The following is an 11,966-nucleotide window of genomic DNA, read 5'->3' as shown; positions in this document are numbered from 1 at the left end:
AGCTGTCTGCGGCCGGTCAAGGCCGTCAAAGCAGCCACTTCCTTCGCATTGAAGTCCACGTCATCGAAACGGAACCCGCCCTTCGATCTGCCCTGCGTTCTTCACGCTCGCTCATCCATTGATTTCTGCCACGGTCAGCAAACACTATGGCTACAGCGCCTTCTTCATGTACGCCACGTAGAAGCCCTGGATGTAATCATCGATGCGCCCAAACTCTTCGTAGCCCTGCTTGAGATAGAACTCACGCGCTTGCCATTCGAAGGTATTCAACGTCGCATTACGAGCACCCAACTCGCGGGCTTTCTCTTCCGCCGTCGCGAGCAGCCTTCCGCCCAGGCCTCGATGCCGAGCCGCGTCATCCACGAACAGCAGCTCCACGTTCAGCCATTGGAGAAGAACGAATCCGCGCAGGCCACCCACGAGCCCACCCGTGTCGTCCTTGGCGCTGACCCAGACCGGCTGCGCCTGCCCGTACTCACCGACAAAGCGGTAGTTGAACTGGCGCATGCGGCGACCCAACTCGCCCGAGTGGACTTCTTCGGCCGTAGGGGTGTAGATCTCGAAGTTGCTCATGGGCCGACAACGGCTTCCGACCGGCGACGACGATCAAAGCCACCGCGAAGCGGCGTCCGACGCGTCCGTACCGGCCGGAGCACGCGACGCGATGAGCGTCGCGGCGAAGTAGGCCCCGACAACCGCCACCAAGGGCCGAGCCACTTCCGCGCCTCCTGGCACCAGATGCCAGGGCAGGTTGAACACAGCGATGGCCCCCAAACCGGTGACCAATCCGAGCCGTGAGCCTTGCCGATACAGCGTCAAGGTTCGGCCGAGGCACGGCATCGTGAATGCGGGCTCTCCGCGCAGGCGTTGCAGCAGTTGCATGGGTGATCTCCTCGTGTTCATGCTTCCCTGCGTGCATCGTGCCATACAGCCGGTGAGGCGACACCTCGAAACTTCATGCGCCCAAAAGCAACAAGGCGCCCCGTTGCACGGAGCGCCTTGTTGCCAGCGTATTCCCAACTACCTCGGTGTCAACCCGCATCCGACCGAACGGATTGCGGGGACACGAGGGCGCTGGCCCGCGTCAAGCGGCGTTCATCAGCCCTTCATGGCCTTGATGTCAGCCTTGGCCTTGTCGTGATCGGCCTTGGCCTGGTTCACGCAAGCGCTCTTGGCGTCGCCCGACTGGTCGTCGCACTTTTCCTTGGCGACTTCGTAGGTGGCCGTGGCCTTCTCTTCCGCGACCTTCTTGGCGTGGCCGGCGGTCGGCTTGTATTGCTGTTCGAGTTCGGCCTTGGCCACGTTCTCCGTGCCCTTGGCCTGCTTCTCGCAGACGTCCTTGGCGTTGTCCTTCATGGTGTCGCACTGGGCCTTGGCGACCTTGTAGTCGGCCTCGACCTTTTCCTTGGCCACCTTGTATTGGTCCTTGGTCATGCCGTCGGCCGCGTTGGCTGCGCCCATGGCGAAGAAGGACGATGCGATGGCGAGAACGAGAAGATGTTTTTTCATGAGAGGCCCCTGTCGAGTTGAGTGTCTTTGTCACCGAGCCGCCCTGTGCGACTGCAGTGAATGCACTCTAGGAAGACGAGGGCGGCGGGCGAGTAGGACGACGGCGCTCGGGAGGCTAGGCAGAGGCCATGGCCGCGCGCAAGCGCAAAGAGGGCGTGGTCAGTTCTGCACGGTGACCCACACGGCCCGCGGATCGCACTGCCGCGCGCACGCGAACACGTAGACCTCGTTGCCCAGAAAAAGCACATAGCCTCGGGCCGAAGAGCCGTCGGGCTGTTCGGGTGCGTCGGGCAGCTTGAGAAACTGGAAGCTGTCGCTGACCTGGCACACGAACTCCATCGGTGAGCCGCACGAACAGGTGAAGCGTTCTTCGTCCTGCACCCACTCGGGCTCGCCACCCACCGCGATGCGGTAGTACTCGTCGTCGGGCGCATCGGCCACCACGAGTTCGGCGGTCTGCAGAACGGGGGGACTGGGCACGCGATGCATGGCCCGGGGCTTCTCGAGCGATGCGAACCAGTGGCCTTCGCCCTGGTCCCAATACGCCGGCGGCAACGCCTCGAAGGACTCGAAGCTCGGGATCTCGTTGTGCTCGGGGCACATCAGCACCGACAGCCGGCTTCCCTCGACCAACGGCAGCTCGGCCGCGCGAGGGAGCGTGAACTGGAGGAAGGGAATCATCTGCCGATCGCACTGGGTGCAACACGGCAGCCCTTGGCCCTCGGGCGCCAGGTAGGCACCGCCCACGGAGTCCTGAGGAGATTCGCTGTCGAAGCGCAGGTTGAAGAATTTCTTCGGCACGTTTTCTTTCCTTGAGTGGGGCCGTCAGGGCTGCTGCACGATCTGGATCTCGTTGCCGGCCGGGTCGCGCAGCGTCGCAAGAATCCCGCCCCACTGCTGCCGCTCGGGAAGCCCGCTGAACGCGACGCCGAGCGACGAGAGTTCCCTGTACTTCGCGTCGATGTCCTTCACGTCGAAGGACAGCCCCGTGAAGCGCCCGACGAGCACCTGGTCTTCCGTCGGGGCGTCCGCGTCGACACGCTCGACCACCAGGCTCAGCGGCCCCGAGCCGAACACGCAATAGCCATGCTCGCGCCCATCGGCCTTCAATGGCAGGCCCAGTGTCTGTTCGTAGAAACGGGCGGCATCGCCGAGGTCCTGGACGAAGATGCGCGCTGTGTGAAGTTCCATGGTGCCTCCCCGGGGCTGTGTGGTTGCGGTCGCACGGCATGCTAGACGCGTGCGTCGACTGCGGCAAGCCGATCGAGCTTCACTACGGGAACCGACTCAAATCAGCTCACCAGCGATGCTTGACGCGACGCCGCCAGGAACTATCGAGATGAACCCGGCACCTTGAACAAAACCGTCATCTCGGTCCGGGGCCTGCGATAGCCGCATGCCTCGAAAAACCGCTTGGCGTCGCCCAGCGCCTTCACGTAGATCGGAATGCCGGGAAACTCGGCCTCGACCGTATGCAGCAGGGATCGTCCGATGCCGGAGCTCCGTGCCGAAGGATGCACGAGCAGTTCACCCAGCATGGTGCTGAATGCGCCATCGCTGAACGCCGAGACATAGCCGAGAAGCATCCCCTCGTCGGAACGTGCATGGGCAATCAACGGATAGGCCCGGCTCGTACGGGCAAAGGCCGCTTCGTCGTACCCCGAGCCCCAACCCACCGATTCCATCAGGGCACCAAACTCCTGCCACGTCACCGTTCGATCGGTCGAAACCTTGTAGTTCATGAAAGGAGAATACCGACGCGTCGATGGCGCGAATCGCGGCGCGAGGCTTCGACAAGCTCAGCCCGAACGGCCGAGCGCAAGCAACATCGTCAGCAGCGGGCGCGCGCCGCTCCCTTCACGGAATCAACAACACCGACCCCACCGTCCTCCCCTGCTCCACATCCGCATGCGCCAGCGCCGCATCGGCCAGCGCATAGGTCCGGCTCACCTCGACCTTCAGCGCGCCGCTGCGCACCAGGTCGAACAGCTCTCCGCAAGCCTCGGCACGCGTCTCCGGCGTGATGGCGTGGAAGCCGAAGCCCGGCCGGTGCAGCGCGAGGCAGCCCTTCTGTGCCAGCAGCATCAGGTCGAAGGGCGGCACGGGGCCCGAGGCGTTGCCGTAGTTCACGACGGCACCGAAGGGCCGCATGCAGTCGAAGGAAGGAATGAAGGTGTCCTTGCCGACGCCGTCGAACACGGCCGCCAGGCCCTGCGGCGCGAGTTGCTTCGTGGCGGCCACGAAATCCTCCTGGCGGTAGAGGATGGTGTGGTCGCAGCCGTGTGCCCGCGCGAACTCGGCCTTGGCCTGCGAGCCGACGGTGCCAATCACGGTGGCGCCCAGGTGCCGGCTCCATTGCGCGAGCAGGCTGCCGACGCCGCTCGCGGCGGCGTGCACGAGGATGGTGTCGCCGGGTTGCGGCCGGTAACAGCGGTGGATGACCACCGAAGCGGTCAGCCCCTTGAGCAGCATGGCGGCGGCTTGGCGGTCGTCGATGTCGTCGGGCAGCCGCACCAGGCAGTCGGCCGGCAGGTTGCGCGCCTCGGCGTAGGCGCCGGTGTCCTGGAAGAACAGGCCGCCGGTGCCGGCATAGGCGACGCGGTCGCCCGCGCGCCATTCGGTGACCTCGGTGCCCACGGCCTCTACCACGCCGGCGGCCTCGTTGCCGAGGATGACGGGGAAGCGCGGGCCGCGGCCGAGGTAGAAGCCGCCGTTGCGCACGTTGATGTCGGAGAAGTTGAGGCCGATGGCGGTGTGGCGCACGCGCACCTGGCGCGGCGCGGGCGGCGGCAGTTCGAGGTTCAGGGCTTCGAGGACCTCGGGCCCGCCGTGGCGATGGATGGCGATGGATTGCATGCCGCGAGTGTGCGCAGGAGTGCCGCGCCGCGCCCGTCCCCTCCGAGGGGACTGACACCGGGCCGCCCGCGCCCGACAGTGGCGCCATGACAAAGGCCACCTTCATCTGCGCCGACGGCGCCCGCCGCGACGTCGACGTTCCCGTCGGCACCAACCTCATGCGCGCCGCCTGCGACCACGGCATCGACGAGATCGTCGGCGATTGCGGCGGCTCGCTCAGTTGCGCCACCTGCCATGTCTTCGTGGAAGACGGCCCCGCGGACGCACTGCCCGCCATGGCCTCGACCGAGGACCAGATGCTCGACTACACGGCCGCGCCGCGCCAGGCCACGAGCCGGCTCTCGTGCCAGCTCGTGATGAGCGCGGCGCTCGACGGCCTGGTGCTGCGCATCGCCAACCCGCAGGTCTGACGCCATGACCGCGAACTGGCTGCAACTGGAAGACAAGGTCTGCGTGGTCACCGGCGCGGCCGGCGGCATCGGCATCGAGATCGCGCGCGAGCTCGCGTCGGTGGGCGCCAGGGTGGCGCTGCTCGACCGCGACGAAGCGGGCGCGGCCCGCGCCGCGGCCGACATCGCGGAAAGCGGCGCGCGCGCGATCGCGCTGGGCTGCGACATCACCGACAAGGCCGACGTGGAACGCGCCGCGGCCGCGGTCGAGCGCGAGCTCGGTCGCTGCGACGTGCTGGTGAACAACGCGGCCACGATCTACGCCGCGGCGCTGATGGACATCGACATCGAGCGCTGGCACCGGCTGATGGCGGTGAACCTCGACGGCTTCCTGCTGTGCGCGCAGGCCTTCGGCCGCCAGATGATCGCCGCGGGCGGCGGCAGCATGGTGCACGTGGCCTCGATCTCGGGCCGCGTGCCGCAGCCCTACAGCGGCCCCTACAGCATCAGCAAGGCGGGCGTGAAGATGCTGTCGCAGCTGCTGGCGGTGGAGCTCGGCGAGCACCGCATCCGCAGCAACGTGGTGAGCCCGGCGATGGTGCGCACGCCGCTCACCGAAGGCATCTACACCCAGCCCGAGGTGCTCGCGAAGCGCGAGGCCATCGTGCCGGCCGGACGCATCAGCGGGCCGAAGGACATCGCCGAGGTGGTGGCCTTCCTGGCCAGCCCGCGCTCGGGCTACGTGAACGGGCAGGACCTGCTGGTCGACGGCGGCCTCAGCACCGCCTGGCTGTCGCTGATTCCGCGCCCCGGTTTCGAGAAGCAGGACGCGCAGGCCCGATGACCCGCGTGCGGCCCGGTGGCCTGGCGGCGCTGGCCACGGTGCATTGCTGCAGCAGCGCGATGATGCGCGTCTGCGATCCGATGCTGCCCGCGCTGGCGCAGAACTTCGGTGTCACCACCGGCCGCGCGGCGCTCACGGTGTCGGTCTATGCGGTGGCCTATGGGCTGCTGCAGCTGCTGTTCGGCCCGCTCGGCGACCGCTTCGGCAAGCGCCGCACCATCGGTTTCGCGGCGCTGGGCTGCGTGGCCGGCAACCTGCTCGCGCTGGCAGCGATGAGCCTCGAGATGCTGGTGGTGGCGCGCTTCCTCGCCGGCGCCGCGGCGGCCGGCATCATCGCGCTGGTGCTGGCCTGGGTCGGCGACACCGTGCCCTACGCCGAGCGGCAGCCGGTGCTGGCGCGCTTCCTGATGCTGTCGCTGGGCGGCATGATCGCCGGGCAGTGGGTGTCGGGCGTGCTCACCGAATGGCTGGGCTGGCGCGCGGTGTTCGCGCTGCTGGCCGTGGTGTTCTGCGTCGGCGGGCTTGCGATCAGCCTGAACCGCGAGGTGCGCGCCGAGCCGGTGCGCGCGCCTTCGAGCCACGGCCATGGGCATCTGCGCGACATCCTGCGCGTGCTGGCCGAACCCTGGGCGCGCTGGATGCTGCTGGTGGTAATGGCCGAGGGCGCCTTCGCCTTCTCGGGCCTGGCCTTCCTGCCGGCCTTCCTGGTGCGCGAATACGGTCTCGGGCTCTCGAGCGCGGCGGGCGTGGTGGCGCTCTACGGCGTGGGCGGTTTCTTCTATGCCTTCGCGGCGCGCCGGCTGCTGGCCATGTTCGGCGAAGGCGGGCTGGTGCTGGGCGGCGGCATCGCGCTGGGCCTGGGCTGGCTGGCGCTCGCGCTCGGCCAGCACTGGGCGCTGGCGCTGCCGGCCTGCCTGGTGGCGGGCCTGGGGTTCTACGCGCTGCACGGCACCTTGCAGACCCATGCCACGCAGATGGTGCCGGCGCTGCGCGGCACCGCGGTGAGCCTGTTCGCGTCCACCATGTTCCTCGGCATCGCGCTCGGCGTGGCCGTGGCCTCGGCGGCGGTGGACCGCATCGGCACGCGACCGGTGTTCCTGGCCTGCGCGGCGGCGCTGCTGGCGATCGGCGCGGGCTTCGCGCTGAGCCTGCGGCAGCGGGCGGCGGCGAATCCGCGTCCGGCCGGCTGAAGTCGCGCGCCTGCGGCGCTTTTTTCCGGCATGCGCTGCGCGTATGCAGAATGCGTTCCCACGCAGGGGCACCGGATCCGCCGGGCCTCATGGAAAAAGCCAGGAGCACCCATGAAGAAATCCGAGTCGGGCACCGACCCCGCGATCTCCGCGCAGATCGACCAGAAGATCGCCGAGCTCGGCGACTGGCGCACCCAGACGCTGGGCCGCATGCGGCAGCTGATCAAGGAGGCCGATCCGGAGATCGTCGAGGAACTCAAGTGGATGGGCACGCCGACCTGGTCGCACGACGGCATCGTCTGCACCGGCGAGTCGTACAAGGGGAAGGTGAAGCTGACCTTCGCCAAGGGCGCCTCGCTCGCGGATGCGGCCGGCCTGTTCAACGCGAGCCTCGAGGGCAATGCGCGGCGCGCGATCGACATCGGCGAAGGCGAGACGGTCGATGCGCAGGCCTTCAAGGCGCTGATCCAGGAAGCGGTGGCGTTCAACGTGACGAAGAAGGCGGCGAAGGCGAAGCGCCCGGCATAGCCCGCCGCGGACGAAAGCTCAGTCGCCGATGCCCACCAGCTGCCGCGGATACCGTCGGCCCTCGAGCTCGTCGACCAGTGCGCAGGCGAAGTCCGCATACGAGATGCCGCTGCGGCCCTGCACATCGCTGACCAGCGCGCCGACCGCGCAGCGGTAGCGGCCGCTGCGCTCGCCCGGCGCGATGCGCGCGGCGGGCGCGAGGCAGGTCCAGTCGAGCCCCGAGGCGGCGAGCAGGGCCACCGCTTCCTCGTGCGCCCTGACCTTGGGCAGCAGCTCGGCCGGAAAGTCCGCCGTGTCGGCCAGTCGCCGGCCCGGCGCCACCGCGAGGCCGCCCGCACCGCCGACGGTGACGATGCGCGCGACGCCCGCCGTGCGCACCGCCTGCAGCATCGAAGCCGTGGCACGCACCAGCAAGGGCGCCAGCTCGGCCGGCGCGCCATAGGCGCTGACCAGCACGTCCTGCCCCTGCAGCCCGCGCGCGAGCGCCTCCGCATCGAACACGTCGAACTCGGCGCGCGACAAGGGCCGCACCAGGTGGCCGCGGCGCGCGGCCTCGAGCGCGACGTGGCGTCCCACGCGCCCGGTGCCGCCGACCAGCGCGATCTTCAGCGGCGGCATCAGGCGATGCGGCCCAGCCCGGCGCGAATGGTCGCGCCCGGCGCGGGCTCGAGCAGGTTGACCTCGGCGCGCTGGAACAGCGCCGTGCCATGGCGCGCGCGCTGCGCCGCGAACTCGGCCTGCAGCGCGGCATCGCGGTCCAGTCGCTGGCGGCCGGCACGCCAGGCCGCGGCATCGGGCCAGGCGTAGAGCAGCACGACCTTCTGCATGCCGGCGCCGGCCGCCATGTCCCACACGGCGAGCACGCGCGCGCCAGCCTCGCGCACGCGCGGCAGCCAGGTGTCGTGCAGGAACGCATTGGCATTGGCGTTCTGCCCGGGCGCGATCTGCTGCTGCACCAGCTCGTGCAGGCCGCCCACCGACTCGGCCGCGTCGGCCGCCGCGAGCGCCGGCCAGGCGGCGTTCGGCTTCAGGAAGAACAGGTCGTGGCGTTCCACCATCTCGTGGCCCGCATTGGTCTCGGCGCGCACGCGCCACCACTCGGCGTCGGCATAGAAGCTGGCCCACACGGCCTCGCGGTGCGCGTAGTCGCGGTAGGCCATCAGGTAGACGAAGCGCGGCGCGTCGGGGCCGGCCACGGCCTGCCAGCGCGCGACGCAGTCGACGCCGTGCTTCTCGAACAAGGCCGGGAAATGGTGGTTGAAGCGGTCGTGCACGTCGGCCATGCGGCCCGGTGCCACCGCGTAGAGACGCAGTTCGTGGATCATGGCCGCCACCATAGCCATGGCGCGGCGGCTGTCTGTCCCGCCGCAGGGGGGCATACCGCGCGCGGGGCGCTGCCTATGCTGGCCGGCGGCGGGCACCGTACCCGCGACAACAACAACCCGACCCGCGCACCATGGCCAAGCTCACCATCGTCTACTACAGCAGCACCGGCCACACCTGGCGCATCGCCCAGGCCATCGAGGAAGGCGCGCGCGCCATGGGCGCCGAAACGCGCCTGCGCAAGGTGCGCGAACTCGCGGGCCCCGAGACCATCGATGCCAAGCCGGCCTGGAAGGAACACCTGCAGGCCACGCGCGAGGTGCCCGAGGCCACGCCCGACGACCTCGCCTGGGCCGACGGCTTCGTGTTCGGCACGCCCACGCGCTTCGGCCTGCCGGCCGCGCAGCTCAAGCAGTTCATCGACACGCTGGGCCCGCTGTGGGCCGCGGGCGGGCTGCAGGACAAGGTGGCGGGCGCCTTCACGGGTGCCGGGCACCTACACGGCGGGCAGGAATCGACGCTGCTCGCGCTGCACAACGTCTTCTATCACTGGGGTTCGGTCATCGTGCCGGTGGGCTACACCGACAAGCGGATCTCGGCGGCCGGCGGCAACCCCTACGGCAGCAGCTTCAGCGACGGCCGCGGCCAGGGCCTGCCCGCGGAGAAGCTCGATGCCGCGCGCTTCCAGGGCGAGCGGCTCGCGCGCTTCGCGGGCGTGCTGGCGGCGGCCCGCGCACAGGCCGCCGGCTGAGGCAGGCGGCGACCATGCCCGTGCTAGTCTCGTGCGGATGGTCCCGCCCTCCCCCATGAAAGATGCGAAGTCCGGCCATGGCGCCGACGAGACGAACGGCACGGGCCACGGTGCCGGCGACGAGGACGCGGGCGGCGTGCAGGCGGTCGACACCGCGGTGCGCGTGCTGTCCGCGCTGATCGACACCGGCGCGCCGCTGATGCTCAAGACCGTGGCCGAGCGCGCCGAGATGCAGCCGCCGAAGGCGCACCGCTACCTCGTGAGCTTCTGCCGCAGCGGGCTGGCCGAGCGCGATGCCGCCAGCGGCGGCTACCGGCTCGGGCCGCTGGCGGTGCGGCTGGGCCTCGCTGCGCTGCGCCGGCTCAACGTGGTGCAGGTGGCCTCGCCCACGCTGGGCGAACTGCGCGACGAACTCGGCTTCACCGTCGGCCTCGCGGTCTGGGGCGCGGCCGGGCCGACCTTCGTGCGCTTCGAGGAGACCAACGACGCGCTGATCATCAGCGGCCGCCCCGGCTCGGTGATGCCGATGCTGACCTCCTCCACCGGCCGCATCTTCGGCGCCTACCTGCCGGCCTCGGTGACGGCACCGCTAATCGACCGCGAGCTGTCGGGCGTGCCGCATCCGGGCGCGACGCCCAACCCGGCCGCCGGCAGGATGACGCGTGCCGACGTCGAGACGCTGTTCGAGTCGGTGCGCAAGCGCAAGCTCGCGCGCATCCAGGGCGACCTCAATCCGGGGCTGCACGGCGTGTCGGCACCGATCTTCGACCACGCGGGCGCGGTGGCCGGCGTGATGACCGTGATGGGCTCGGCCGGCCTGATCGACACCCGCCTCGACGGCCACGTGGCGACCGTGCTGTCGGCGCGCGCCGAGGACGTTTCGCGCCGCATGGGCTGGGGCTGAAAGCGCCTGCCGCAGCGCAGCGGAGGGTTTCTCCTCACACAGTCAGGATTTCGATGAGCGTAATCTGATTACGGAATTTGAAACCTGCCCGGAACACAGAAGTCCGGGCAGTTGGCGCCCCGAAGGCGCCTGGCGGTACCCCAGGAGACAACGATGATGACGGTGATGATCCAGGACCGGCCCGCGGCCGCCTCCTCCTCGGAAGCGCAGCTCGCGCGCCTGGTCGACGGCATGGGCAGCGAACGCTTCGCGCCCGCGCTCGCGAACTACCTGCATGCGCTGTGCGGCGCCGATCACTTCGCGGCCTTCCGCCTCGGCCAGGACGAGCTGCGCGAAGTGGCGGCCTGCTGCGTGCAGCCCGAGCGCACCGCGCGCGACCGCGTCGAGAGCTACGTCAAGCAGGGCCTGTGGAAGCACGACCCGGCCATGACGGAAGCGCAGCGCCGCGTCGACGGCGCGGCCGCCACCATCATCCACGTCGACTTCAGCGACCACGAATACGACGACCTGCGCCCGCGCGTCTACCCGCACGTGCGCGACCGCATCCTGCTGTGCGGCCGCGGCACCAACGGCGCCTTCGGCCTCAGCGTGCTGCGCGCCGACCCGCACACGCCGTTCGCGCACGACGGCATCGAGCGCCTCGCGCAGGCGGCCGAACTGCTGCTGGCGATGCTCTCGAAGCACGCCGACGTCTGCCAGAGCCGGCCCGACGTGTCGCAGGCGCTGACCACGCTCGAGGAGATCGAGAACTGCATCGTGGCGACCAGCCCGCTGCCGCGCCGCGAGGCCGAGGTCTGCGCGCGCATCCTCTACGGGCTGTCGTCGGTCGGCATCGCGCTCGACCTCGCGGTGAGCGAGGAGACCGTGAAGACCTACCGCAAGCGCGCCTACCAGCGGCTGGTGATCGGCAGCGAACGCGAGCTGCTGACCTGGTACCTCGCGCGCTGGGGCCGCTGGAGCGCGGAGCGCTTCCAGACGATGGCCTCGCGCGCGCTGCACTAGCCCCATCGAGCGTCCCCTGCAGCGGGACTGACCCCGGCGCCCGGCTGTGCCCCAATGAGGCCATGCCCGAGTCGCACCGATGCCGCCCCTGCTCCAACCCTCCGCCGTCCAGCTGATCCTCGAGGATCACCAGGCCCTCGCGACGGTGCTGCGGGCACTGGGCGACAGCGTCGAGCAGGCGCGCCGCTCGGCCCGCCGGCCCGATTTCGACGAGCTGCGCGCCATGCTGTTCTACCTCGACGAGATGCCCGCGCGCATGCACCACGCGAGCGAGAGCGAGCTGCTGTTCCCGAAGATCCGCGAGCGTTGCCCGGCGCTGCGCCCGGTGCTGGCCCGGCTCGAGGCCGAGCACGAGCGCGGCGAATCCTCGGTGCGCGAGCTCGAGCATGCGCTGACCGCCTGGGAGCTGATGGGCGAGGTGCACCGCGAATCCTTCCAGCTGCTGCTGCACACGCACTCGACCGTCTACCTCGGCCACATGGAGGTCGAGGAAAGCTATGTGCTGCCGGTGGCCGCCGACTACCTCTCGCCCGCCGACTGGCGCGAACTCGCCGAGGCGCTGGCGCGCCAGCGCGGCGACACCGATGCCGCGATGACGCAGGGCCACCGCGCGCTGTTCGCGCGCATCACCGCCCGCACCTCCTGCCCCGATCCCACGCTCCAGAAATGA

At 69.7% G+C, this 11,966-nt stretch carries 17 protein-coding genes; 8 read left to right on the top strand and 9 right to left on the bottom strand.

Annotated features, from left to right (window positions below; genetic code table 11):
• Positions 1-150: 150 nt before the first annotated feature.
• From INQ48_39790 to INQ48_39760, 7 genes are all read right to left on the bottom strand, one after another.
• Positions 151-573 carry a GNAT family N-acetyltransferase gene (locus tag INQ48_39790; GenBank protein QRF61522.1) on the bottom strand — a complete coding sequence of 141 codons (423 nt, stop codon included), beginning with the start codon at positions 571-573 and terminating at the stop codon, positions 151-153.
• A 33-nt stretch (positions 574-606) separates the two neighbouring features.
• On the bottom strand, positions 607-882 hold the full coding sequence (locus INQ48_39785; protein ID QRF61521.1) for a hypothetical protein: 276 nt from the start codon (positions 880-882) through the stop codon (positions 607-609).
• 216 nt (positions 883-1,098) lie between these two features.
• Positions 1,099-1,509, bottom strand: coding sequence for a hypothetical protein (locus INQ48_39780; GenBank protein ID QRF61520.1), 411 nt, complete (start codon positions 1,507-1,509; stop codon positions 1,099-1,101).
• Positions 1,510-1,668: 159 nt separating this feature from the next.
• On the bottom strand, positions 1,669-2,310 hold the full coding sequence (locus tag INQ48_39775; protein QRF61519.1) for a hypothetical protein: 642 nt from the start codon (positions 2,308-2,310) through the stop codon (positions 1,669-1,671).
• A gap of 24 nt (positions 2,311-2,334) precedes the next feature.
• Positions 2,335-2,700 (bottom strand): VOC family protein, encoded by a 366-nt coding sequence (locus INQ48_39770; protein ID QRF61518.1) that lies wholly within the window; start codon positions 2,698-2,700, stop codon positions 2,335-2,337.
• Positions 2,701-2,840: 140 nt separating this feature from the next.
• Positions 2,841-3,251 (bottom strand): GNAT family N-acetyltransferase, encoded by a 411-nt coding sequence (locus INQ48_39765; protein ID QRF61517.1) that lies wholly within the window; start codon positions 3,249-3,251, stop codon positions 2,841-2,843.
• 115 nt (positions 3,252-3,366) lie between these two features.
• A complete protein-coding gene (locus INQ48_39760; protein QRF61516.1) occupies positions 3,367-4,365 on the bottom strand; it encodes a quinone oxidoreductase in 999 nt (332 codons plus the stop codon).
• Between the two features lie 86 nt (positions 4,366-4,451).
• Between INQ48_39760 and INQ48_39755 the strand changes: the two genes are divergently transcribed.
• From INQ48_39755 to INQ48_39740, 4 genes are all read left to right on the top strand, one after another.
• Positions 4,452-4,775, top strand: a complete 324-nt coding sequence (locus INQ48_39755; GenBank protein ID QRF61515.1) for a 2Fe-2S iron-sulfur cluster binding domain-containing protein — start codon at positions 4,452-4,454, stop codon at positions 4,773-4,775.
• A 4-nt stretch (positions 4,776-4,779) separates the two neighbouring features.
• The gene (locus INQ48_39750) at positions 4,780-5,598 is read left to right on the top strand and encodes an SDR family oxidoreductase (protein ID QRF61514.1); all 819 of its coding nucleotides are present in this window, start codon (positions 4,780-4,782) and stop codon (positions 5,596-5,598) included.
• Positions 5,595-6,788: an MFS transporter gene (locus INQ48_39745; GenBank protein QRF61513.1), complete on the top strand. Its 1,194-nt coding sequence runs from the start codon at positions 5,595-5,597 to the stop codon at positions 6,786-6,788. The genes INQ48_39750 and INQ48_39745 overlap by 4 nt, the downstream gene beginning before the upstream one ends.
• A 111-nt stretch (positions 6,789-6,899) precedes the next feature.
• Entirely contained in the window at positions 6,900-7,316 is a 417-nt protein-coding gene (locus tag INQ48_39740; GenBank protein ID QRF61512.1) for a DUF1801 domain-containing protein, read from the top strand.
• Positions 7,317-7,334: 18 nt separating this feature from the next.
• Here INQ48_39740 and INQ48_39735 read toward each other — a convergent pair whose 3' ends face one another.
• Both INQ48_39735 and INQ48_39730 read right to left on the bottom strand, forming a co-directional pair.
• A complete protein-coding gene (locus INQ48_39735) occupies positions 7,335-7,934 on the bottom strand; it encodes an NAD(P)H-binding protein (GenBank protein QRF61511.1) in 600 nt (199 codons plus the stop codon).
• Positions 7,934-8,641 carry an NIPSNAP family protein gene (locus tag INQ48_39730; GenBank protein ID QRF61510.1) on the bottom strand — a complete coding sequence of 236 codons (708 nt, stop codon included), beginning with the start codon at positions 8,639-8,641 and terminating at the stop codon, positions 7,934-7,936. Before INQ48_39730 ends, INQ48_39735 begins: the two co-directional genes overlap by 1 nt.
• Positions 8,642-8,772: 131 nt before the next feature.
• Between INQ48_39730 and wrbA the strand changes: the two genes are divergently transcribed.
• The 4 genes from wrbA (at position 8,773) to INQ48_39710 (ending at position 11,966) form a co-directional block, all read left to right on the top strand.
• Positions 8,773-9,390 carry an NAD(P)H:quinone oxidoreductase gene (wrbA, locus tag INQ48_39725; protein QRF61509.1) on the top strand — a complete coding sequence of 206 codons (618 nt, stop codon included), beginning with the start codon at positions 8,773-8,775 and terminating at the stop codon, positions 9,388-9,390.
• 55 nt (positions 9,391-9,445) lie between these two features.
• Positions 9,446-10,294, top strand: coding sequence for an IclR family transcriptional regulator (locus INQ48_39720; GenBank protein ID QRF61508.1), 849 nt, complete (start codon positions 9,446-9,448; stop codon positions 10,292-10,294).
• 153 nt (positions 10,295-10,447) lie between these two features.
• Positions 10,448-11,296, top strand: a complete 849-nt coding sequence (locus INQ48_39715) for a helix-turn-helix transcriptional regulator (GenBank protein QRF61507.1) — start codon at positions 10,448-10,450, stop codon at positions 11,294-11,296.
• Positions 11,297-11,375: 79 nt separating this feature from the next.
• The gene (locus INQ48_39710) at positions 11,376-11,966 is read left to right on the top strand and encodes a hemerythrin domain-containing protein (protein ID QRF61506.1); all 591 of its coding nucleotides are present in this window, start codon (positions 11,376-11,378) and stop codon (positions 11,964-11,966) included.

Origin of the sequence: Variovorax paradoxus (assembly GCA_016806145.1) — a bacterium.
In the GTDB taxonomy this organism is placed as follows: Bacteria; Pseudomonadota; Gammaproteobacteria; order Burkholderiales; family Burkholderiaceae_C; genus Variovorax.
This window is presented reverse-complemented; position numbering and strand designations above follow the sequence as displayed.

What these genes read in the sequence shown, in the direction of transcription:
- INQ48_39750 (QRF61514.1), top strand. Translation starts at nt 4,780, where the DNA reads ATGACCGCGAACTGGCTGCAACTGGAAGACAAGGTCTGCGTGGTCACC.
- INQ48_39740 (QRF61512.1), top strand. Translation starts at nt 6,900, where the DNA reads ATGAAGAAATCCGAGTCGGGCACCGACCCCGCGATCTCCGCGCAGATC.
- INQ48_39790 (QRF61522.1), bottom strand. Translation starts at nt 573, where the DNA reads ATGAGCAACTTCGAGATCTACACCCCTACGGCCGAAGAAGTCCACTCG.
- INQ48_39715 (QRF61507.1), top strand. Translation starts at nt 10,448, where the DNA reads ATGATGACGGTGATGATCCAGGACCGGCCCGCGGCCGCCTCCTCCTCG.
- INQ48_39730 (QRF61510.1), bottom strand. Translation starts at nt 8,641, where the DNA reads ATGATCCACGAACTGCGTCTCTACGCGGTGGCACCGGGCCGCATGGCC.
- INQ48_39745 (QRF61513.1), top strand. Translation starts at nt 5,595, where the DNA reads ATGACCCGCGTGCGGCCCGGTGGCCTGGCGGCGCTGGCCACGGTGCAT.
- INQ48_39785 (QRF61521.1), bottom strand. Translation starts at nt 882, where the DNA reads ATGCAACTGCTGCAACGCCTGCGCGGAGAGCCCGCATTCACGATGCCG.
- INQ48_39765 (QRF61517.1), bottom strand. Translation starts at nt 3,251, where the DNA reads ATGAACTACAAGGTTTCGACCGATCGAACGGTGACGTGGCAGGAGTTT.
- INQ48_39760 (QRF61516.1), bottom strand. Translation starts at nt 4,365, where the DNA reads ATGCAATCCATCGCCATCCATCGCCACGGCGGGCCCGAGGTCCTCGAA.
- wrbA (QRF61509.1), top strand. Translation starts at nt 8,773, where the DNA reads ATGGCCAAGCTCACCATCGTCTACTACAGCAGCACCGGCCACACCTGG.
- INQ48_39780 (QRF61520.1), bottom strand. Translation starts at nt 1,509, where the DNA reads ATGAAAAAACATCTTCTCGTTCTCGCCATCGCATCGTCCTTCTTCGCC.
- INQ48_39710 (QRF61506.1), top strand. Translation starts at nt 11,376, where the DNA reads ATGCCGCCCCTGCTCCAACCCTCCGCCGTCCAGCTGATCCTCGAGGAT.
- INQ48_39755 (QRF61515.1), top strand. Translation starts at nt 4,452, where the DNA reads ATGACAAAGGCCACCTTCATCTGCGCCGACGGCGCCCGCCGCGACGTC.
- INQ48_39735 (QRF61511.1), bottom strand. Translation starts at nt 7,934, where the DNA reads ATGCCGCCGCTGAAGATCGCGCTGGTCGGCGGCACCGGGCGCGTGGGA.
- INQ48_39770 (QRF61518.1), bottom strand. Translation starts at nt 2,700, where the DNA reads ATGGAACTTCACACAGCGCGCATCTTCGTCCAGGACCTCGGCGATGCC.
- INQ48_39720 (QRF61508.1), top strand. Translation starts at nt 9,446, where the DNA reads ATGAAAGATGCGAAGTCCGGCCATGGCGCCGACGAGACGAACGGCACG.